The sequence below is a fragment of the Exiguobacterium sp. s21 genome (genome assembly GCF_018617975.1).
Lineage (GTDB): Bacteria > Bacillota > Bacilli > Exiguobacteriales > Exiguobacteriaceae > Exiguobacterium > Exiguobacterium mexicanum_A.
In genome coordinates this window covers 236,110-258,774 of record NZ_JACSLF010000001.1, presented here as the reverse complement: position 1 = coordinate 258,774, position 22,665 = coordinate 236,110, and the positions used below count along the sequence as shown (strand labels likewise).

The 22,665-nt window shown below is 53.4% G+C and carries 18 protein-coding genes and 1 riboswitch; of the genes, 12 read left to right on the top strand and 6 right to left on the bottom strand.

Going from position 1 to position 22,665, the window contains the following annotated elements:
- The first annotated feature begins 30 nt into the window (after positions 1-30).
- The 3 genes from KNP06_RS01325 (at position 31) to KNP06_RS01315 (ending at position 3,622) form a co-directional block, all read left to right on the top strand.
- Positions 31-1,317 carry an arsenic transporter gene (locus tag KNP06_RS01325; RefSeq protein WP_214710915.1) on the top strand — a complete coding sequence of 429 codons (1,287 nt, stop codon included), beginning with the start codon at positions 31-33 and terminating at the stop codon, positions 1,315-1,317.
- Positions 1,318-1,329: 12 nt separating this feature from the next.
- Positions 1,330-2,988, top strand: coding sequence for an FAD-dependent oxidoreductase (locus tag KNP06_RS01320; protein ID WP_214710916.1), 1,659 nt, complete (start codon positions 1,330-1,332; stop codon positions 2,986-2,988).
- Between the two features lie 64 nt (positions 2,989-3,052).
- Complete coding sequence (locus KNP06_RS01315; protein WP_214710917.1) at positions 3,053-3,622, top strand: hypothetical protein; 570 nt, start codon at positions 3,053-3,055, stop codon at positions 3,620-3,622.
- Positions 3,623-3,649: 27 nt separating this feature from the next.
- On the opposite strand, the gene KNP06_RS01310 is transcribed toward KNP06_RS01315, so the two are convergent.
- Positions 3,650-4,780, bottom strand: a complete 1,131-nt coding sequence (locus KNP06_RS01310) for a GGDEF domain-containing protein (protein WP_214706919.1) — start codon at positions 4,778-4,780, stop codon at positions 3,650-3,652.
- Between the two features lie 214 nt (positions 4,781-4,994).
- Here KNP06_RS01310 and pulA point away from each other — a divergent pair, with 214 nt between their 5' ends.
- From pulA to KNP06_RS01280, 6 genes are all read left to right on the top strand, one after another.
- The gene (gene pulA, locus KNP06_RS01305; RefSeq protein ID WP_214710918.1) at positions 4,995-7,916 is read left to right on the top strand and encodes a type I pullulanase; all 2,922 of its coding nucleotides are present in this window, start codon (positions 4,995-4,997) and stop codon (positions 7,914-7,916) included.
- Positions 7,917-8,115: 199 nt separating this feature from the next.
- The gene (locus KNP06_RS01300; protein WP_214706941.1) at positions 8,116-9,189 is read left to right on the top strand and encodes a nitric oxide synthase oxygenase; all 1,074 of its coding nucleotides are present in this window, start codon (positions 8,116-8,118) and stop codon (positions 9,187-9,189) included.
- 18 nt (positions 9,190-9,207) lie between these two features.
- Positions 9,208-9,624, top strand: a complete 417-nt coding sequence (locus KNP06_RS01295; RefSeq protein WP_251129638.1) for an RDD family protein — start codon at positions 9,208-9,210, stop codon at positions 9,622-9,624.
- A gap of 133 nt (positions 9,625-9,757) precedes the next feature.
- Positions 9,758-10,609 (top strand): DegV family protein, encoded by an 852-nt coding sequence (locus KNP06_RS01290; RefSeq protein WP_214710920.1) that lies wholly within the window; start codon positions 9,758-9,760, stop codon positions 10,607-10,609.
- Positions 10,610-10,629: 20 nt separating this feature from the next.
- Positions 10,630-10,953, top strand: coding sequence for a thioredoxin family protein (locus KNP06_RS01285; RefSeq protein WP_214710921.1), 324 nt, complete (start codon positions 10,630-10,632; stop codon positions 10,951-10,953).
- A gap of 106 nt (positions 10,954-11,059) precedes the next feature.
- The gene (locus KNP06_RS01280) at positions 11,060-11,977 is read left to right on the top strand and encodes a DUF5996 family protein (RefSeq protein WP_214710922.1); all 918 of its coding nucleotides are present in this window, start codon (positions 11,060-11,062) and stop codon (positions 11,975-11,977) included.
- Positions 11,978-11,985: 8 nt separating this feature from the next.
- Here KNP06_RS01280 and KNP06_RS01275 read toward each other — a convergent pair whose 3' ends face one another.
- The 4 genes from KNP06_RS01275 to KNP06_RS01260 form a co-directional block, all read right to left on the bottom strand.
- Positions 11,986-13,260 (bottom strand): RNA-binding domain-containing protein, encoded by a 1,275-nt coding sequence (locus tag KNP06_RS01275; RefSeq protein ID WP_214710923.1) that lies wholly within the window; start codon positions 13,258-13,260, stop codon positions 11,986-11,988.
- Positions 13,261-13,365: 105 nt separating this feature from the next.
- The gene (locus KNP06_RS01270; protein ID WP_214706969.1) at positions 13,366-14,094 is read right to left on the bottom strand and encodes a DUF4261 domain-containing protein; all 729 of its coding nucleotides are present in this window, start codon (positions 14,092-14,094) and stop codon (positions 13,366-13,368) included.
- An 88-nt stretch (positions 14,095-14,182) separates the two neighbouring features.
- A complete protein-coding gene (locus KNP06_RS01265; RefSeq protein ID WP_214710924.1) occupies positions 14,183-16,504 on the bottom strand; it encodes an ABC transporter permease in 2,322 nt (773 codons plus the stop codon).
- 5 nt (positions 16,505-16,509) lie between these two features.
- Positions 16,510-17,208, bottom strand: coding sequence for an ABC transporter ATP-binding protein (locus KNP06_RS01260; RefSeq protein WP_214710925.1), 699 nt, complete (start codon positions 17,206-17,208; stop codon positions 16,510-16,512).
- Between the two features lie 168 nt (positions 17,209-17,376).
- Here KNP06_RS01260 and KNP06_RS01255 point away from each other — a divergent pair, with 168 nt between their 5' ends.
- On the top strand, positions 17,377-18,207 hold the full coding sequence (locus tag KNP06_RS01255) for a DegV family protein (protein ID WP_214710926.1): 831 nt from the start codon (positions 17,377-17,379) through the stop codon (positions 18,205-18,207).
- Between the two features lie 121 nt (positions 18,208-18,328).
- Positions 18,329-20,011, top strand: coding sequence for a GGDEF domain-containing protein (locus tag KNP06_RS01250; RefSeq protein WP_214710927.1), 1,683 nt, complete (start codon positions 18,329-18,331; stop codon positions 20,009-20,011).
- Between the two features lie 390 nt (positions 20,012-20,401).
- Here the strand turns inward: KNP06_RS01250 and KNP06_RS01245 are convergent, their stop codons facing one another.
- Complete coding sequence (locus tag KNP06_RS01245; RefSeq protein ID WP_233004553.1) at positions 20,402-21,043, bottom strand: homing endonuclease associated repeat-containing protein; 642 nt, start codon at positions 21,041-21,043, stop codon at positions 20,402-20,404.
- 450 nt (positions 21,044-21,493) lie between these two features.
- Between KNP06_RS01245 and KNP06_RS01240 the strand changes: the two genes are divergently transcribed.
- Complete coding sequence (locus KNP06_RS01240) at positions 21,494-22,306, top strand: undecaprenyl-diphosphate phosphatase (protein ID WP_214710928.1); 813 nt, start codon at positions 21,494-21,496, stop codon at positions 22,304-22,306.
- A 93-nt stretch (positions 22,307-22,399) separates the two neighbouring features.
- Positions 22,400-22,542, top strand: a riboswitch (FMN riboswitch).
- The last annotated feature ends 123 nt before the right edge of the window (positions 22,543-22,665 follow it).

The window sequence follows — 22,665 nt, the reverse complement described above, 5'->3', positions numbered from 1 at the left end:
ACAAATAGAGAACTATTGGAGGAACTCATTGTGCAGTGGATTGCTAGTATCATCTTTTTGGTGACGCTCTTCCTCATCATTAAGCAACCGAAAGGCCTCGGCATCGGTTACTCGGCGATGGGGATGGCGGTCATCGCCTTACTCACTGGTGTTGTCAATTTGGACGACGTCGGTACCGTTTGGGGCATCATTTGGAACGCGACGTTCACATTTATCGCCATCATCATCATCTCGCTCATCTTGGACGAGATCGGATTTTTTGAATGGGCTGCCTTACATATGGCCCGCATCGCCAAGGGCGGCGGCGTCAAGCTGTTCGTCTATATCACGTTGCTTGGTGCGCTCGTCGCGGCGTTGTTCGCCAACGACGGAGCGGCGCTCATCTTGACACCAATCGTGCTCGCCATGGTGCGAGCGCTCAAGCTTCCGGACGCGGTCGTGTTGGCATACGTCATGGCGTCCGGGTTCATCGCCGATACAGCGAGTCTGCCGTTCGTCGTCTCGAACCTCGTCAACATCGTCTCGGCCGACTTCTTCGGCATCGGTTTCGCCGAATATGCGGCGCGGATGGTGTTCGTCAACGTATTCGCCGTAGCCGGAAGTTTGCTCGTCTTGTATTTGTATTTCAAAAACGACATTCCGAAGCAATACGATTTATCGAAACTCGTCGAGCCGGCCTCGGTCATCAAAGACCATAAAATGTTCCGTTTGTCGTGGGTCGTGCTCGCACTTCTCGTCATCGGATACTTCACGAGTGACGTCATCGGCATCCCGGTCTCGCTCGTCGCAGGCGTCATCTCGTTGTTCTTCCTCATCATGGCGAACCGTTCACCGGCCGTGCCGACCCGGTCCGTCCTACGCGGTGCGCCTTGGGCGATCGTCTTCTTCTCGCTCGGGATGTACATCGTCGTCTACGGTCTGCAAAACGCGGGACTGACGCAAGTGCTCGCCAACTTCATCGACTGGTTCGCCGTGAACGCCTTCAGCGCCACGTTCGGGATGGGCTTCTTGGCCGCCATCTTGTCATCGGTCATGAACAATATGCCGACCGTCATGATTGACGCGCTCGCCATCGATTTGACGAATACGACCGGTCAGATTCGAGAAGCGCTCATCTATGCGAACGTCATCGGGTCCGACCTTGGTCCGAAGATTACACCAATCGGGTCACTCGCGACGTTGCTATGGCTTCACGTGCTTCGTACGAAAGGTCTTAAAATCGGTTGGGGTCAATACTTTAAAGTCGGGATCATCTTGACGATTCCGACGCTCGCCATCACGTTGCTTGGACTCTATATCAGCCTAATACTTTATTAAGGAGTGTTTTTTATGAAATTGGTCATCATCGGTTCAGTCGCCGCCGGTACGTCGGTCGCGGCAAAAGCACGTCGTAACAACGAAGACGCACAGATCACCATTTACGACCGCGACTACGACATCTCGTACTCGGGTTGCGGGATTCCGTACTATGTCGGCGGCGAAGTCGAATCGCGTGACGATTTGACACCTCGTGATGCGGCATTCTTTAAAAAACGCTACCAACTTGACGTCATGACACGCCATAACGTGACGGCAATCGACGCCGACGCACAGACGATCACAGTCGAGAATCTCGAGACGGGTGAATCGTTCACGGACAGCTATGATTCGTTGGTCCTCGCGACAGGCGCCTCGAGCATCATTCCGCCGATACCGGGTGTCGACTCGGACAACGTGTTCCCGATCCGCAACATTCAGAATGCGGAAGCGACGCGAAACTTCGTCGACGCGACGAACCCGAAACACGCGACGATCATCGGTGCCGGCTTTATCGGTCTTGAGATGGCCGAGCAGCTTAAACTGCGCGGCATCGATGTGACGGTCATCGAGCGTTTCCCGCAAGTGATGCCGCCGCTCGACAAAGATATGGCGTGCCGGGTCGAAGATCACCTCGAGAAGAACGGCATCGAGCTCATGCTCGGCGAGACGGTGACGGAACTCATCGGTGACGGCCACGTCGAACGTGTCGTCACGGAGAGCGGCAAGACGATCGACACGGACCTCGTCATCCTGTCGGTCGGCGTCCGTCCGAACACGGAACTCGCGAAGTCAATCGGGGTGACAATCGGGGAGACGGGTGCGATCGCCATCAACGAGCGCATGGAAACGAACGTGAAAAACGTCTATGCGGCCGGCGACGTCGCCGAAAGCTTCTCGCTCGTCACGGGTAAACCGATTTGGCGTCCGCTCGGTTCGACGGCGAACAAGATGGGGCGCGCTCTCGGTGACCTCATCACGGGCGGCGATCTTGAACATCGCGGCATCCTCGGGACGGGCATCTTCAAAGTGTTCGGCCAAGCCGTCGCGCAGACCGGTCTATCGGAACGTGAGGCCCGCGAACTCGGCTACGACATCGAAGTGCTTCATAACACGAAACCGGACAAGCCGGCCTATATGGGCGGGAAAGACATGACAATTAAAGCGATCGGTGACCGGGCGACACGCCGATTGCTCGGCGTTCAAATCGTCGGGTTCGAAGGTGTCGACAAGCGTATCGACGTGTTCGTCACGGCCATCACGTTCAAGGCGAAAGTCGATGACTTGTTCCATCTCGACCTCGCATACGCGCCGCCGTTCTCGACGACGAAAGATCCAGTCATGTACACGGGCATGGCGCTAGCGAACAGTATGGATCAATCGGCGCGACTCATCACGCCGGCCGAGCTGCAGAAGCGGATCGATGCGGGTGAAGACATGCAGATTATCGATACGCGTAAAGCGGCACAGTTCGAGAAAGCGTGTGTCGACTGTGCGGTCAACATCCCGCTCGGTAACTTGCGCGAAGCCGCCAAGGACATGGACAAAGACAAGCCGACCGTCGTGTACTGCAATGGCGGGGTGACGGGGAACGCGGCCCAAAACGTGCTCCGTAACTTCGGTTTCACCGACGTCTACAACTTGTCAGGTGGGAACAAGAATTATCAACTCTTTAAAAAATACGGGAACTAACACAGACGGCGTCCGAACCATTCGGACGCCGTTTTTTGGTATGCTGGATCATGAGGTGAATCAGATGAACTATAAGCTGTTACATGAGAAGTTCGAACGGAGAAAGCAGTGGCTCGTCTTTGAGAAGGAAGAAGTCGTCCGTCGGGTGATGGTCCGCTACAAGGCACGAATCATCCCGAAGACGGACATCATGGATTTGGCGAACGACGACCAGTTGTCGTATGACCATATCTTCTGTTGCTTGACGATTGATGATCCGCGTATACTCGATAAGATTTTTACAGCGAAGGAGAAAAAAGACCACCGTTGGGAACGTGACGATAACGCGCGACGTGGGATGGTGTACAACCATAAGGACGAGGCGCACCGGCGCTACAACCAGTTGATTCTCGATGAGATGGAAGGACGCCGGCTCGACATTATCTTTGAAAGCAAGGACGGAAAGTTCGTGACAGGTTTTTTGACGAGAGATATGTCGACCCAAGTCGCCTCTTATATTTATGCGCATACGGGAGGGGCAAAGTTCACGGGGCTGATCCCGCGCTCGATGTGGCCGCCGGATGTGACGGACGAGGAGTTCAAGCTGAGCTATCGATGGTATTTGGAAGCACTTGACGAATGGAACAAACTGTAATTAGCCCTTGATGCTGCGCGTCAAGGGCTAGTTCGCTTTCTTTTCATTCCACTTGCCGAGTCGGTTCCGTCCGCTCCGCTTGGCGACGTATAGTCCGATATCGGCTTTTTTGACCAATTGGCTTGATGTGACAACTTTCGCTTCTGACGTGCTCGCGATCCCAATCGAGACGGTGACGTCAATGAAGGATCCGTCCGGCAATAAGAACGGCGTTTCGGCGATTTGCCGCAAATAGCGTTTGCCAATGACGAACCCTTGCGACAACGTGCAGTCAGCCAATAAAACCGAGAATTCTTCGCCGCCGTTGCGGCAGACCATGTCATCGGTCCGCGCCGTCTTCGTCAAGCGAGTACCTAATTCGACTAAGATGGCGTCCCCGGCATCATGGCCGTACGTATCGTTAATCGATTTGAAATGATCGATGTCGAGGAAGAGCAAGGCGACGTCTTGCGTTCCATTGATCACTTCTTCGTCGACGCGCTTCATCTCTTCCTCGAAGCGGCGGCGATTGCCAAGTCCGGTCAATGCGTCGGTGAAGGCCGCTTCTTTATATTTCGAGATGAGCCGTTCCGAGCGTTGGATTTTATGGATGCCCCCGTAGACGATATGGAGCAGGAATCCGGCCGAGTACCCGATGGTGATGAAGGCGAGGAGCGTCATCACATACGTTTCGATTTGATTATAATTGCTGACGTTTAACAATGAGAATAACGAGATGAATCCGAGGCTGATCGCATTGACGATTCGGATGTCCCGCGCCGGCTTGATTCGTTCACGGAACCATAGGAAAGCGACAGCGACCGATGCGGCGAGCGTGTAGTCGAGAAACGTGATCAACAAAAGCGTCTCGGTCAAGATGAACGGCAAAACGAGAATGCTCGCGACATATGTGATGCGTACACCCGGCAGGCCGAAGTAGAGCGCCGACATGATGATGGGGACAAACCCGTATTGAAAGTCGGCTTGCGCGTTCCACAACACGCCGTGGAGGGTGATCACAATCGACAGCCCGGCGAGTAAGAAGGAGATGGTGACTTGACGCCGGAGCGGGAGCTTCGTCGTCACGCCCAGCTTCGTGAGGCGCGAGATGATATAGAGGCCGACTAGCAACAGACTGGCGTTGGCGATCAAGTTGTTAATGAGGTTCGTAAGTGACATATATTTAAAATTCCTCCCCTAACTTCTATATACAGTCCAATCGACCAATAATGCAATCGTTTTTCAAATGGAAAATAGAGGGGGTTTCCCAACCGATGGCGCAAAGTGGAAGGGGTTAGGTGTTTGTCTAGAAAAACATTGAATTCCGAAAAGGAAACGTTTACAATTTTTGTGTAAGCGTTTTCCTAAATTAATGCTACAAGGAGGGACCCACATGGTCAACAAGCGATGGAAACAGGCATGGGCAGTTGTGCTAACGTTTGCATTAGTGTTCTCAATGTTTCCGATGTCATCGTCCGCTCTCGATAAAGGCAAGTCGACGCTCGTCGTCGTTCACTATCAAGAGGCCCCGTACAATCAAACGGATTGGAACTTATGGCTTTGGGCGAATAACCCAGATTATTTCCCGAATAAAGCCTTCGCCTTCAACGGCGAGGACGATTTCGGAAAGGTGGCGGCCTACGAATTCCCGGTCGATTCACCTGAAAAGCTCGGTCTCGTCGTCCGTACGGACAACTGGGAGAAAGATAAAGGATCGGAGAACGACCGCTTCATCACGAGCGATATGATCAAAGACGGCGTTGCCGAAGTATGGATCAAGTCAGGGGACTCGAAAATCTATACGTCGAACCCAGACGGGGAGACGGCAGCAACGGACGTAGATATGAAAGTTCATTACTTCCGTTACGACAATACATACACGGACTGGGGTCTTTGGACATGGCCAGACGGTGGCGACGGTCAAAACATCAACTTCGATGAGACGGACGCCTTCGGCGGTGTCGCGAACGTGAAGTTTGCCAACCCGGACGCGAAGAAACTCATCGGACTCGTCACGAAAAAAGGCGAATGGGCCGAAAAAGACGGCACAGACCGTTTCGCGCTCAGCACGGCGAAAGAGATTTGGCTCGTCGAAGGGGATTCGACGATTTACTATTCAGAACCAGAAATCGATCGTTCACCGAAAATCGTCTCATTCGAGGCGGACACGTTCCGTCAAGCGGAGCTCACGCTCAACCGCGTCATCGACAATAAGTTCTTGAGCGAATTGACGGTCGAAGGTGCGACCGTTGAATCGGTTGAGAAGTCAGGCGACAAGTCGGTCACCGTCCGTTTCAGTGCAGACATCGATTTGGCGGCGGTCATCACGGCGAAGCACCCGACGTTCGGAGATAAAGTACTCCAAGCGGGCGACGTCCTTCGGTCACCGGAGTTCGATGCGAAGTATGCCTATGACGGCAAACTCGGCGTGACTTACAAGCAGTCAAAATCACAATTCGTCCTTTGGGCCCCGACGGCACAAGACGTGAAGCTCGAACTATGGAACATGCCGAAAACGCGTCCAGCTTCAGATAAAGACTTGAAGAAGACGATCTCGATGAAGCGTGGCGAGCGCGGCACATGGGTCGCGGACGTCCGTGGCGATTTGGACGGCATCGGCTACACGTACAACGTCAAGCACGCGTCAGACAGCGTCCGCGCGGTCGATCCGTACGCGACAGCAGTCGGTGTGAACGGGGACCAAGGGGTCGTCGTCGACTTGAACGAGACGAAACCGAAACGTTGGAACTCGATGAAGCCGAAATTGGCGAAACGAACAGATGCGATCATCTATGAGACGCACGTCCGCGACTTGTCGATTTTCGACGTCACGTCAGACAAGTACGACTCAGGCATCAAAAACAAAGGCAAATATCTCGGTGTCGTCGAGCCAGGCACACGCCTCCTCGTCAACGGCAAGAAAACGGCCACAAAGACTGGCCTCGACCATATGAAAGACCTCGGTGTCACACACGTCCAGTTCATTCCGGTGTACGACTATAACACGGCCTCGGTCGATGAGACGAAACCGGATGCATCATACAACTGGGGGTATGACCCGAAAAACTATAACGCGCCGGAAGGCTCGTATTCGACGAATCCATATGATGCGAAAGTCCGGATTCGTGAGATGAAACAAATGATTCAAGGGCTCCATGACAACAACTTGCGCGCCGTCATGGACGTCGTCTATAACCACATGTTTGATGCGCAGGCGTCGAACTTGCATAAGATCGTCCCAGGTTACTACTACCGTTACACAGAGGGCGGCGACTTCGCGAACGGAACGGGTGTCGGCAACGACACTGCGTCTGAACGCAAGATGATGCAGAAGCTCATCGTCGACTCGGTCGTCTATTGGGCGCAAGAGTACCATTGGGACGGGTTCCGTTTCGATCTCATGGGCATCCATGACGTCAAGACCATGAACCAAGTCCGTTCGGCGTTGAACAAAGTGGATCCATCCATCCTCGTCTTCGGCGAAGGTTGGGACCTCAGCACGCCACTCGACCCGGCGAAAAAAGCGAACCAGAAGAACGCCTATAAGATGCCAGGCGTCGCACACTTCAACGACAACATCCGCGACGGCTTGAAAGGCAGTGTCTTCGTCGACACGGACAACGGCTTCATCAACGGGAAAGCCGGCCTTGAGAACCGCATCAAGACAGGCATCGTCGGTGAAATCGATTATAGCGCCGACATCAAAGGCTTCACGAAAGAACCGACGCAAGCGATCACGTACGTCGAAGCGCACGACAACCACACGCTCTGGGACAAGCTTGAACTCACGAACCCAGAAACGTCGGAAGCGGACCGTACGAAGATGCACCGTCTCGCGTCGAGCATTCTCTTGACAAGCCAAGGAACGACGTTCATCCATGCCGGTCAAGAGTTCATGCGCACGAAAGAAGGCGACCACAACTCGTACAAATCACCGGATCGCATCAACCAAATGGACTGGAAACGGGCCGCTGACCGTAAGGCGGACGTCCAGTACATGAAGGGCTTGATCGAGATGCGTAAAGACAACCCGGGTCTTCGCATGACGAAAGCGGTGGACGTGAAGAAAAACTTGAAATTCTACAAAGCCGAAGCGAACGTCATCAGCTACTCAATCGATGACAAAGCGCCAGGCCAGAAGAAAGACTTGTTCATCACGCACAACGCCAACGCCAAGACGGTCAAAGTGAAATTGCCGAGCGGGCAATGGAACCTCATCGTCGATGGGAAACAAGCGGGCACGAAGACGATTAAACGCGTCTCGGGCTCGGTCGATGTACCAGCCTACGGCTCGGTCGTCGTGAAACAACGCTAAGTAGTTCACCAGAGGTCAAACGACCTCTGGTTTTTTTTATATGTCCATCCGGTTCGATGTGCGATTCCGAAAAATCATTCCCATGCTTGTTCAATCGAACAGCCCGCACATCGTCCTGCTTTTTTATCGCGTCCGGGTAGAAAACGGGTGTGGTTTCCCTTAAGATGGGAGGGACAGAACGAAAGAGGAGATACATGAGATGGACATTCAGGCAGCCCGACACTTTTTCTCACAACTAAAAGGCGATCAGACGGACCGGCTCGATGAGATTGCGAAAGAAATCGACCGTACGGGAACGTATACGCTCACGACCGACGAGTTGACCGAGGGCGCGAAACTCGCCTGGCGGAACTCAAACCGATGCATCGGCCGTCTGTTTTGGCAGACGCTCACCGTCCGGGATGCCCGCGGCGCGGAGACGTTCGACGATGTGTTCGAAGCACTCATCGACCACTTGCGTTACGCGACGAACGGCGGGAAAATCCGCTCGACGATGACGGTGCTCCCGAACGAGTTCCGTCTCTTGAACACGCAACTCATCCGGTATGCGGCATATGAGACAGAAGACGGCATCATCGGTGATCCACTGTCTTTGACGATGACGCGTCAGGCCGAACGGCTCGGTTGGAGCGGGGCTAGGACTGCGTTTGACATCTTGCCGCTCCTGATCACGGATGGGAGTGACGTTCGGCTCTATGAATTGCCGGACGATGCGGTATTCGAGGTCGACATTCAGCACGAGGCGTACGACTTGTTCGGCGGACGGCCGATTAAATGGCACGCTGTTCCGGCCATCGCCGACATGGAACTGGAAATTGGTGGACTGCGCTTCACCTCGGTCCCGTTCAACGGCTGGTATATGGAGACCGAGATTGGGGCGCGCAACTTGGCCGATACGGACCGTTATGACCTGTTGCCGCTCGTCGGCGCATCGCTCGGGCTCGACACGTCGAAAGAGCGGACGCTTTGGCGCGACCGGACCCTCGTCGAATTGAACGTCGCCGTCTTGCAGTCGTTCGAACGGGCCGGCGTGACGATTGTCGACCACCATACGGCGGCGAAACAGTTCAAACGGTTCGAGAAGAACGAGCAGGACGCCGGGCGCGACGTGACCGGGCAATGGAGCTGGCTCATCCCACCGCTGTCTCCGGCCGCGACGCACGTGTTCCACCGCCACTATGATGACAAAATTGTGACGCCGAACTTGTTCGCGCGCTCGGGTTGTCCGTTTTCGGCGTTTCAAGCGAAGGCAAAAGAGGAATCTAAAGCCTAGAACCGAAACGAGAGGATGATGAACGTGGCAGTCACAATTTGGAAACGTGCCGTCGCCAGTCAAATCGACCAACTCATTCTTCAAACACCAGCGAAACTTGTCGAGAAGACGATTCGGAAGAAGTTGCTTCCTGGAAAAGAAGTGAAACGTTACTATTTACCGACGCTCGTGACGATGGCCGGGGAAGTATACTTCCTGCTCAATAAAAATGGCCAAACAATCGGCGACCAGGTCGTTGGGATTAAAGTCGTCAGTCAAGACGGGCGCTCGCTCTCGCTCGAACAAGTCGTGAAGCGGACGCTATATAAAGACGTCGTCTATCCGGCCACGCTCGGTCTGCCGCTGTTAAAAGCGCTGCAACAGATCAAGTCGGGCAAGAACATGGAATTGCCGCATGATGAGTTTGCTCATACGAAACTGATTTCGACACGATGAGTCGAAGCCGAAGACAGCGCGACGACGAGTCGGGCTGTCTTTTTTCGTGCGAATGAGTCGGAAAGGAACGAATCCGGAAAATAAGGTATAATGAGAAAGGAAAAAATTGAACGACCATTGGAGGATTTTTGTTATGACCAAAATCGCATGGATTACCGATAGTATGGCCAATTTCTCGAAGGAAGAGGCGGCCCGTCTCGGTGTCGATATCGTCCCGATTCAACTGATTGTCGACGGCAGCGGCTATAGCGAAGTCGACTTGTCGCTCGAAGACTTGCACCGCTATATGATCGACCAAAAGAAAGAGGCGAAGACGTCACAGCCGATTTTCGGCGACTTCATCGCCCGCTATGAACGTTTGAAAGAAGAAGGATATGATTGCGCCATCGCCGTCCATTGCTCGAACGGTTTGAGTTCGACCGTGAAGAACTCGAGTGCAGCGGCCGAAGCGGCCGGCTTCAAAGTATATACGGTCGATTCGCACGCAGCGCTCGAGGCGCAGCAAGAACTCGTCCGTCTCGGTCTTGCCGCCGAAGCTGAAGGCAAGTCGGTCGAAGAGATTGTCGCCTTGCTCGAAGCGTGGCGCGATAAGAAGAACTTCTTCATGATTATCGGCAACATGGAAACGATGCGCCGCGGCGGCCGCGTCTCGTCAGGCGAGATGTTCCTCGCCAACATCCTCAACATCAAACCGATTATCACGCTCGATGAGACGGGGAAAGTCATCCCGTTCAAAAAAGCACGTTCGCTTAAAAAAGCATACGCCGAGATGGTGACCGAGCTCGAACGTCGCCACGCCGCGAACGGCATCCACAACAACCGTGTCTTCGTCCAGACGGCGCTCGCTCCGGAGATGCAAGACAATCTCGTCGCGCTCATCCAGGCGAAATTGCCAGACATTGAAGTCGTCAAGACGCGCTTCTGCCCATCAATCGCGGTCCACGCCGGCTTTGAGACGGTCGGGGTGCTTTGGCTCGACGCGTAATCAAAAAAGGAGGGAGTTCGATGGAAGCTGTCACCACACTTTCGGCGTTACACGACCGGATCGCGAATACAGACCAATTGCTCGTCTACGTCTCGCATCCGACCTGTAGCGTCTGCCACTCGCTCAAACCGCAAGTCGAGGAGATGTTGACGGAGTTCCCCGATATCGAGGCGGTCGCCATCGATTCGGATCAGGTGCCGGAGATTGCCGGTGCCTACTCGATTTTCACCGTCCCGGTCGTCCTGTTTTTCCTCGACGGCAGAGAGACGCTCCGCCGGGCCCGGTTCGTCCCAATCGGCGAGCTGACCCATCAACTCGAGCGTCTCCAAGAGATGCGAGGCTAAATCCACAGACACGTGTCTGTGGATTTTTTTGATTGTCGGAGCCGGACACGGAGAATCAGGATAGTAGCTGTGTCACTTGTTCGAAGGAAGAAATGGGGAAACGCTCATGAATCTGATCCGCCACTCCGACTGGGCCGACACGAAGCTCACGCTGCATCTTTTGTCACAGATTCTAGGAAAACTAAAGCTTGCACTCGCCCCGCAAGAACCGCAATGGGCTCACGTCACACTGCCGCTCACCGTGAACGGGTTTTCGACCGGGCCGCTCTGGAGCGGGGAGACGTTGTTCGAGGTGGACATCGATGTCGTGGCCGGAATCATTACGGTGCATGTCGAGTCCAATCGAACGATGTTCTCGCTTGAGGACGGGAAAACGCTCAAAACGTATTACATGGAAATCATCGATACGCTTCAAGCGTCCGGCGTTCGACTCGAGTTCAATCCGAAGACGCAGGAGATGCGAGAACTCAGATACTTGGACCGGGATGAGGCGCCGCTCGCTTACGATGCCGATGCCGCGCTGAAAGGGCTGCGTTTGTTCCAATACGCCGCACGGGAACAAGCGGTGTTTCTTGCCCCGCTCCGGTGCCTGAAAGTGAAACCGGCCTTGTTTTGGGGCACGTTCGACGTCTCGTCGATGATCGTCTACGGGAAGTCCGAGCCGTTCCTGGAAGACAAACTGATTGAGAAGGCGGCGTTCGATGAGCACATGATTGAGTTCGGGTTTTGGCTCGGCGACGAGTCCGTCGACGTGCCGACGTTCTTCATCTTGCCGTATCCGTTTCAATACACCGACCTCGGCTCGGAGCGGCTTCAACCTGTGGACGCCTACTACGACGCCAAGATGAGCGAATGTTTTTTGTCGATTGAGAACGTGAGTCGGGCAGATGACATCCAAGCCTTCTTCCGGACGTCGTTCGACCTGTTGAGTGATCGACTCGGGTGGGAAGGGCGCGCACATTATTTCTTGCCGCTCGATATGCCGGCGCAACCAAAACAAGAGCCCACAGACGAAAGTCTGTGAGCTCTTGTTTAGTTTAACGTACGGTAGCGCGTCGTTCGACCGTTTCCGACACGGGTCACTTTTCGTTCGGCTATCAACTGTTCGATCAGTTTTCGGACAGTCCCTTTGCTTTTATTCAAATAGGCTTCGAGTTCTCTTGTCGTAAATTCGGACTGTTGACTAAGCCATTGTTCGAGTTCGTTTTCGTCAGAGTCTGGTGTCGTTAGCTGTTGTTTAGGCAACGTCACGACAAAGGCGTTCGGACTCGTAGTCCAGAATGGTCGTTCGAGACTTTCTTTGTAGCTTTCTTTGATTCGTTGTAACCCGGTACCATAACTTTCAATCCATTTCAGACGATACAATACATTGGCTAGTTTTGGATTACGGCTCTGAGAAATACCTAAATTGATATCCTCGATCGTTAAGCCCTTCACGAGTCCGCCCACCGAGACGATTTCGATTCGGTTTTGGAATAAATGAATCAAGATGCTACCGCTAAAACTATAATCGCGATGTGTAACGGCATTTACAAGAGCTTCTCGCAAAGCAGGACTAGGATAACTTTCGGTCTCGAGCCGTTTTAGACCGACGAAGCGTGCTGACGTGGCATTGTTCAGACTAAGGTATTCATAAACGGATTCGACTTGCGTGAGAATGGAGCCACTAAATTCTTTACGATCTTGAAATTCAAGCTTGTCGTTCCCTAAATAGCGGGCGCATTTGATTGAGTGTTCGCATTGGTCAGAAAGAAGGAGCCCTAAATTTGTGTAATAGCCATCATCTGTCATCAGGCCAAGTGTACGTTGTTGCTCGACACCAAATTTGATGTTCGTTTGAGCAAAAAAGTGAGAAGCTTCCTCGAAAGTCAGTTCCTGTTTCAAACTACGCATCGTTTCAAAGTTCGTCCCATCTGATTCGATAATCATTTGGCGGATGTTTTCTTCAGAGGCATTTGTGACAGACGTACCGTACCGAATGAAAACACCCGACGATTTCATGCCTTTTCTCTTCAAATGATAAGGGCGTCTCGTTCCGCGGGCCACAGCTATCTTTATGACCTCTTTTTTGTCGAGCTCAACCACTTCTAAATATAAATGGACTAGAATATCTGGTTGGATGTTGTCATGTAGCTTGTTTGATACTGCTTCGAGTTGTTTATGTGCGTTAGGGACACCGAGGACGGTACCATCATCTTCTATACCGATATAAAGAACACCACCTTGCGTGTTGGCGAACGCAATCACTTCGTGAACGACAGCGTCTGTAAGTTCTCGCTTGAACTCAACCGTAGGCGACTCTTTCATATGATTCACCTCTAATCTATTATTTGTATAGATTAATTATAATCGATTATAATCGATTAATCAAAAAAGATCGATTTGGACGGGAGTCCGAATCGATCGCCATGTTCAATCTTCAGTTGTCTGCGGCACGAGGTAAATCAAGCCGAACGGGTTATGGAGCAAGTTGTCGATTGACGTCCGCTCGTCTTCACCCATCTCGACCGTGAACGTCTTGCCATCTTCGAACGTGAAGCTGTCCCCGTCCCCGAACATCGATCCACCCGAGATGAGGTGGAAGTTGAACGAATGGACGACGTGAATCGCGTCTTCAATTTCGAGCGTGGCCGGTACGGCGACGTCGGCGTGACCGAACGCTTTCATGCCCCACGAGACGTAGGCGTCTTCTTCTTCCGTGATGGCTGTGAGAAGCGAGTAATCGAGAGCGAGGTCTTCTTCTTTCGACTCTTGCCATTCGTCTTTCGAGTAGGCGACCCCAGCCGTCTCGACCATGACGCCGAGTCCGCCGGCGTTCAAGATGGCATTGGCCGCACGGCGGGCCGCCGCGATGTCCGTCACGTCATTGACGTCGACGATCAAATAGACGATATGCGTGTGGCGGGTAAGCCCTTTCGCGATTTTCGGCGTGAAACCGCCCGAGCTGGCATGAATCATCGCTTCGGCGAGAGCCGGGTCGCGCTCGACGACTTCGACCGTGAACGCTTTTCCGGTCTCATCTTCTAACAGCAGTAGGCCAGCCATCGTGTAGCCTTCGCTATGTAAACTGATTTGTTCGCTGACTGCCTCGGCCGATGACCAGTTTCCTGGAATGGCGAGCAACACTTGTGTACGGTTCATATAAGAATCATCCTCTTCTTCAAATAGTCAGGCCTCTCACAGGGAGAGGCCTGGTCTCTTCTCTTATTATGCCCTATTTGGCGAAAAATTATTCTTGATACGTCTTCAATACTTCTTGGAGCGGAATCTGATCGATCTTGCGACGGCTGATGAACGTGCTTGCGAAGAAGAGGAGCGTCACCGCACCGAGTGTATAAAGCAGATAAATCCACTCGAACTCGAGCGGCAAGACGAGTCCATAATCTTCCGCGAACACGACGATGATGACCCGCAAGATGACGAGGGCGATCGGGATGCTGAGCAGGGCCGAGATGAGCGCGTAGATGAAGTAGCTATTGAGAATCATCGAGCGGACCTCGCGCCGGTCGTAGCCCATCACTTTCAAGAGCGAGATGACGTAATAATTTTTCTCGACCGTGAGTGCGGTCAAGACGAACAGGATGCTGAAGGCGATCAAGGCCGATCCGCCAATCATGACGTTCATCATCAAGTTCATGTACTCATTGATCGATTGGGACTGCTTAATCAGACCGCTTCGTGAGATGACCGTCGGATAGTCCGTCTCGTCCGGCCGTTCGGTTGCATAAATCCCGTTGAACAAATCACGTGTCGTCCCGCCCGATAATTGTTCGCTGAGCATTGCCCGAGGCAGGTAGACGACATCGCCCGCATATTCGTCGGCGATACCTCCGATCGGGTACGACAACGTCTCGTTGTCGAGTTCGATGTCAAGCGTGTCCCCGGTCTCGAGGCCGAGCTTCAAGGCGAGTGAGGCGTTGACGATGATCTCATCCGCTTTCGGTACCAGTTCGTTCCCGTCTTCGTCTTCGAGAGGATAGAGTGTGTTCGTCGCATCGAGCCCTTTCAACGTGACAAGGTTGTCTTGAGCGAAGGCGAACGGGTAGGTGAGGAACGGCTCTTGTCCATCTTCGAGCACAGGTTGCGTCGTCGTGTACGCCTCATATTCATAGTCGGCCTCGTTCAACTCGCCGACCGTCATCCGGTCGACCGCCCCGTTCATCATGAGGGCGAAGACGATGAGGAGCGTCGAGAATAGGATACCGAAAAAGAAGATGATGAAGCTGCCCGTGCTTTTGACGGCGTATAAATATTTGAATTTCGTCTTGCCGCGGGCGTTCCGGAGCAGACGGCTGACGATGCGGCTCAGTCGATTGAGTGAGGCGTTGTCTCGAGGCGACAGCAAAGCGAGAGCGCTCTCGCCCATGATTTTATAGATGACGGCTCCCGCCACGAGCGCGAAGAACAGGAGCGGGGCGAAGACGGCCGTGAGAAAGACGAGCGGGCTTTGGGCGATGGTGATGGACGGCAATAGATAGAAATCGAGATACAGGTTTTTGAGCGGCTCGGCGAAGTAGAGCCCGAGGAAATAGCCGATGACGAGCATGAGCGTCGCGAACAACAAGATGAAGACTAGGTACGGGACCGCGATTTGGCGGCGGTTGTAGCCAATCGCTTTCAAGAGCCCGATTTGTCCGCGCTCGGCCTCGAGCATGTTCGAAATCAGGATGGCGACGATGATGACGGCAATCGAGACGATGAACAGGCTCAAGCCGAGCGCCATCGCTTTACCAGATGAGATCTCGCTATAGATGGCGCCGCTGCGCATGATGTTTTCCGTTTCCATGACCGAGATGACGAACGGGAGCTCGACGTCGGTCACGACCGTCCCGTCAGTGACACCGGCAAGGCGGAACGATTCGGTTCCAATCACCTCGTCGTAGGCGGCGTCCGTCATTAAAAGGAGTGTCTGCGTGCCGGGATCCAAATTGAAGAAGTTCTCATCAAACAGCGGGAGCGTGTAGTCCGGGAACAAGACGAATCCGCTCACCGTGAAAGGGGTACCGAGGTCGAGCGAATCACCGATTTCAATCCCGTTCTTCTCGGCGTATTTCGCGTTGATGGCGACCTCATCGTTTTGCTCAGGCCGCTTGCCAGCCTCGAGATAAGACACGTTGATCGTGTCCGCTTCTTTCAAGACGAGTCCGCGGTGTTCGCTCGAGCCGAACGGGTAGGTCAATAGCTTCGAGGCGCGGAGCTCAAGCGTCGCGCCGTCCATCTCGCCCTCGACGGCGTCGATGCGTGCCGCGATCAAGTCATCGAACGCCGCCTCGTCGACACGTCGCAAGTCCGAGAGCGTGTAGCGGCCGGAGGCGATGAAGTCCGCCAACTCAGGCAAGGCCGCCTCTTCTTCCGTGACCCGGTTCAGCATCTCGACGGCAAAATCCTCTTGATTCGATGAGGCGAGATACTCCTCGGTCGGCACTTCGATGCCGCTGATGCCATAAAACATCATCGTATACGTGAGCGAGCTCATGACGATGATGACGGCGATGGCAAGGAGCTGCATCCATTTGCCGGCGAGCGTCTTCCATACGTTTTTATACAGCATCTGTCTCACCCCCAGTGGATGTCGCGAGCGGCTTTTCGGACCGGGTTGTGCGTGTACTCCACGATCCGTCCCGAGTTCATTTTGATGACGTCATCGGCCATCTCACTGATGCCCGTGTTGTGCGTGATGACGACGACCGTCTTGTTGTACGTCTCGTTCAAGCGCTCGAGCAGTTCGAGCACCCGTTTTGAATTGTCCTCATCGAGCGAGCCCGTCGGTTCGTCGCAGAAGATGATGGACGGATTTTTGGCGAGACTCCGGGCGACCGAGACGCGTTGTTGCTCGCCGCCCGACAATTGGTACGGGTATTTGTCACGGGCAGCCGCTAACCCGACTTGATCTAACAACTCTTCGATTGGGAGCGGGTCGGTCGATAAATCGGCCCCGATTTGAACGTTCTCGTAGACGGTCAAGTTTTGGAGTAGATTATATTGTTGAAAGATGAAGCCGAGATGATCGCGTCGAAACGCTGTCATCTGTTCGGACGATAAGTCCGTCAAGACGGTGTCACCGAACGTGATCGTCCCGGACGTCACCGTGTCGAGGCCGCTGATGACGTTCAACAGCGTACTCTTGCCGCTCCCGCTCGGGCCGAGGATGACGACGAAGGCCCCGTTATTGATCGTCAAATCGATGTCTTTCAACGCCGCGGTCTCGACGTCCCCGGTCTTATAGACTTTATTGACGTGCTGAATGTGAATCATACCGATTCCTCCTTTGTCCGATGTTATCTTTTACCCGTTTCGAGCGCATCGCGGACGGGAATATGTGAAACTTCATAGGATTTCAATTTTGAAAAAATAGTGAAACCGCTTCACCTGTGATAAAATAATATTACCAGGTACTAATCTTGATTTAAGGAGAATCCTACTATGAAAATTGCTTATATTACGGACAGCACGGTCGTCCTTCCTGATTCGATTCAACACCACCCGGACATCCATATCGTTCCGCTCTACGTCGTCAAAGGCGACCAGCCGTATAAAGACGGGGTCGAGGTCGATGCCAAGACTGTGTACGAATGGATCGACGCAGGTGAACGCGTCTCGACGAGCCAACCGGCCATCGGCGACCTCGTCACTTTGTATGAGAGCATCAAAGATCAATATGATATGGGCATCGCCGTCCACTTGTCGTCGGACTTGAGCGGGACGTATTCGGCATCGGTTCAAGGTGCAGAGATCGCCGAGTTCAAACTGCTCGCTATCGACTCACGGGCCGGCATCTACACGATGGGGCTCATGCTCGAAGAGTTGATTGAACGCGTCGAGCGTGGAGATACGCTCGAGGACGTCGAAGCGTATATGAAACAACGAACCGAGGACGTCCACATCGAATTGATTTTGCAAAACTTGACGCAAATGCAAAAAGGCGGCCGGATCTCGAAGTCGAAAGCGCTCATCGGGAATATGTTGCAATTGAAGCCGGTGCTTCGCTTCGAAGACGGTCTTATCGTTCCGTATCAAACGGTTCGGACGTATAAGAAGGCGCAAGCCCAGTTGTTCGAAGCGCTCCGTCAAGTCATCGATTCGGGTGAATGCACGGACGTCTCGATTTTCCACGGGAACGTGCCAGAACTGGCCGAGTCGTGGAAACGTGAGCTCGGCGACAAAGCCAAAATTCGGGTCGACACACTCGCATCGCTCCTTGGGGCCCACACGGGGTCAGGCTCGATCGGTTTTTCGTTCTTAAAAGCAAAGTGATGACAGGATCGTGACGTGAGTCGCGATCTTTTTTCATTGTCACAACTTTCAAACAACGGCTGGAATCTTCCACCAAAACCCTTCATACTATGTAGGAATGATAATGAAAAGGGGGGAGACGATGCGATTTCGGAAGTACCTCATCAGAAGCTGGTTCTCGTGGTCGCTCGTCTTCATGGGAATCCTCGCCTACATGTGGCTCGGCATCGGTACGTTTGATTGGTCGTTATTTTGGTTCATCTTCACGCTCGGCGCCTTGTTCGTCATGAACCCGCTCAAGCGGCGGCACCTTCACTTTACGTTCCATGAGATGTTCGTCTTCATGACGTTCTTCTTGTACGGCCTGTTGCCGGCCTTGTTGATGGGACAGCTCCTCTTACTCACGTTTCAGGCCCGGACGTTCACGAACAAAGTCGGACGTCGGCGTTTTTTGCATTTCTATCCGCTCAATACGTTGATCGAGGCGATGCTCCTCGTCTTGCCGGGGCTCGTCTATTTGCGGCTCGGCGGACAGATTGGACCGAACGTTCATTTGCTCGAACAAGGTACGGCGCTGATTGGGTTCTTTGCCGTCTTGTTCCTCGTCCTCGGCTTCAGTTTCCTGCTATCGCGGTTCTTGATTGGGGAACGGATCCCGCTCCCGATCATGTGGCGTTTGCTCCGTTTTGACTGGCTCGTCATCTCGCTCGAGCTGTTGTTCACGATGGTCGCCATCGAGGCGTTCCAACTGTTCGGATACACGGGGCTGATGGCGACGTTCCTCATCCTGTCGCTCCTCAAGATGGGCTTATCGAAAGCGACGGAGACCGAAGAGACGCAGTCGAAAATCGATCAAGTCGAACGGTTGAAAGAGCAACTGTACCGCGTCGACAACGAGCAACTGCTCATCGAGAAGTTTTGGAACGGGCTCCGGGAAGTCGTCGAGCTCGAGCGCGGCTGGCTCCAAGTCAATCGGGACGGGCACCGGATGTTTTATGATATCAGCGGCCGTACGTCCACCCCCGTCGCCGACGCCTCCACACTCGAACGGCACCGCGACGCGGAAGAACCGTACTTTGTGTATGATTCGCTTCATGAGTGGCATCCCGACCTGCAGGCACATCAAACCGAGCTCCATCATTCGGCACTCGTCATCCAACCGGTGTCGAGCACGACGAACGCGGTCAGCTGTATGATCTCGACGACGGCGAACGGGGCTTACGACGGGGCGATCGCCGTTGAGCTCCATCGCCTGTTGAAGACACTGTCCTGGTCGCTCGAACGGATCGACGAACGGAACCGTCTCCAACATGAAAGTTTGACCGATCCGATGACGGGACTCCCGAACCAGCGGGCGCTCAAGCGGTGGACGAAAGAGCGGTTGAACGATGTCGCATCGTATCCGTTGTCGGTATTCTTGGTCGACCTCGATCATTTCAAGGCGATCAACGACACGTACGGTCACGCGTTCGGGGATGAGGTGTTGATTGAGGCCGGCGTGTTGTTTACGCGTCTCATCCGGAGTGGGGACCTCGTCACCCGTTACGGCGGCGAAGAGTTCGTCTTCGTCTTCCCACGGATGGATGAGGCCGCGGCCATCGTGACGGGGGAGAAGATTCGTCAAGCGCTCCGCAACCATCCGTTCGGATCGGAAGGGATTCGCGTCCAGGTGACGGCGAGCATCGGCATCGAGACGATTCACGAGTATGAGGACCTCGACACGTTGCTGCGTCACGCAGACCGGGCCATGTACGTCGGTGCGAAATTCAACGGCCGTGACCGTGTCGCCCATTATCGCGACACGTCGACGGAACGGATTCAATGATGAAGGAGAACACCGGCTCATCGGTGTTCTCCTTTTTTGTCTGATCAACATGAACGATGCTTGGGCCGATGCCCTCCGTTCCTGGGGCGATGCGGATGCCTCCGCAGCGCGTGCCGCGCTTTACGGGGTCATCCTTGCATCGCCCTCCCCTAGGAGTTCGGGCACCGGCCTAGGCGCCGTTGAACGAATGTTAAATCGAATTCGATTCGCTCGTCCCTCGGCGCCCCGACTCTTGCAGAACAGCAATCCGACGGAGACCCAGCAGCGTAAGCGATGCGGCTCCGGGATTGCCTGCAGAAAGCGTGGACGCCGAAAGGACGAGCGACAACGGTACACCTACAAAATAAAGGAGGACACCGGATACCCGGCGTCCTCCTTATGAATGAAAGATTATAATTTCTGATTGAAGATTTCTGACTCGACCGCGTGAATCGCAGCCGACCACGAGCCGTAACGATGAAGGATGGCTTTCGTGGATGGTTTGTTGTTTCGTTTTGCCCATTCGCGATACGCTTCAAAGGAAAGAGAGAAGCCCATCTCGTGAATCGCTTCACGGAGTGCGTTCGAGAGCTCGGATTTGGAATAGGTCACACTCGCTTCAAGTCCGGCCTCGGCACACGCATCGTGCCATGAGCCGAACGTCTTGACGATATGGTAATGGCTCGGTGCTTTCGGATGAAGCTTGCGCCATTCCTGATATTTTTTGAGCGTGATAATCGATCCCATGTCACGCGAGTAGAGGGCAAGCGTCTCGATGATATCTTCGCGCGTGTACTTCGGCATTTTATCCGGGAGGTCGACGGTCGCCTCTCCATGCCATTCGTAGCCGGCGATGGCGAGCGCCTCGGCCCATGACCCGAACTGTCGAATAATCGACTCGGGAGATGGCCAGCTTTGTTCCATCGCGAAGCGACGATACACAGAGCGACGTGGACGTTCCTTCAACAAGTCGCCGAGTAGACGGATACAGTGAATCATCCTCTGTTGCTCGGTGGACAAGTGGTGGGATTTAGTGGATAGCGTTTGACTCAATGATGGTTCCTCCTTCCATGGACTCATATCTGAACCGACAAAGATTACGAAATTGCTTCTACAATCATACTATCGGCCAGTTTTTACAATTTATAAGTGCATTTTTCAAGTTTTTCATACCAAATTTGAAACGGGATAGGTCTAAGGTCTGGTATGAAATTAGAAAAAATGGTAACAGTTCTATTAAAAATTTAATATTAAATGGGTTCAATTGTAAACAAAAAGTTTTATGGTGGCTGAAATGTCATATTCTGTACGAAAAAGTACCCAACTGGCCAATGGGGTCATCACCGTTGCACCAGTTGAGTACTCTTCTATAATAAATTTAATTTTCAGACTAATCAATGAAAGTTTTGAAAATAACGAATTTTTTTGAAAGGGTGGTCAGTGGAATAGGCGGTCTGCTAAAATAATGGAATTGATGTAAAAAAGAAAAGAGGATATTACGATATGACAATATGGTTGTTCTACTTACTGCTCGGTTTGATTCAAGGCTTCACGGAGCCGATCCCGATTTCGTCAAGCGGTCACTTGGTCATCTTCCAAGAGCTGTTCGATATCGAACTGCCGGGACTCTCGTTCGAGATATTCGTGAACTTTGCCTCGCTGCTCGCCGTCTTGACGATTTATCGGAAAGACGTCGTCCGTCTCGTCGTCAGTCTGTGGACGTTCTTATTTAAGAAAGATCGCAGTGACGAAACGATGATTGATGTTAAGTTCATCGGGCTCTTGCTCATCGCGACCGTCCCGGCTGGTTTGCTCGGTGTCTTGTTTGGTGATTGGATCGGGGAGACGCTCGGTGGAGTCGCCACGGTCGGTTACACGCTCATCTTGACTGGGCTTGCGCTCTGGTTCATCCGCAACATGCGCGGGAACAAAGGCGACGGCGGCATCACGCTCCGCGACGCGATTTTGATTGGACTTGCTCAAGCGGTCGCACTCATTCCAGGGATCAGCCGCTCCGGCGCCACGATCGTCATGGCGATGCTCCTCGGCATCAAGCAAGAGTCGGCCCTCCGCTTCTCGTTCTTCTTATTCATCCCGGTCAGTCTCGGGACGATGATTTTAGATGGACCGGCGCTGTTCACGAATCCGGAAACGCGTGAACTGTTCGGACCGCTCATCTTGGCGTTCACCGCCTCGTATGCGCTCACGGCCATCTCGCTCAAATGGTTCCAACACATCATGGCAAAAGGCGAACTCAAATATTTCTCGTTCTATTGCTGGATCGTCGGTCTCCTCGTCGTCCTATTCTTGGCATGATTCTGAAGGCGCTGCTCACTCGAGCGGCGCCTTTTTGCGCATTTCGTTTTGCCATCGATTTATTTTTGCGCTAAAGTGGAGACGTACAAACAAATATTCCTTCGGGGTCGGGTGAAAGTCCCAACCGGCGGTGATGGGCGCGAGCCTTAAGTCCGTGACCCGGGCGCACGTGTGCGAACGGTGGATCTAGTGCGATTCTAGAGCCGACAGTATAGTCTGGATGGGAGAAGGAAACATGACAGGTCCACGCGACCTGTAGTTCGTCGTACGTTTTTCTGTAAAGAAAACGCTTATTTGGCTTGCCCAAATGACGACCGACACCTCCCACCGAGACCTTGAGGATCATTCCTTGAGGTCTT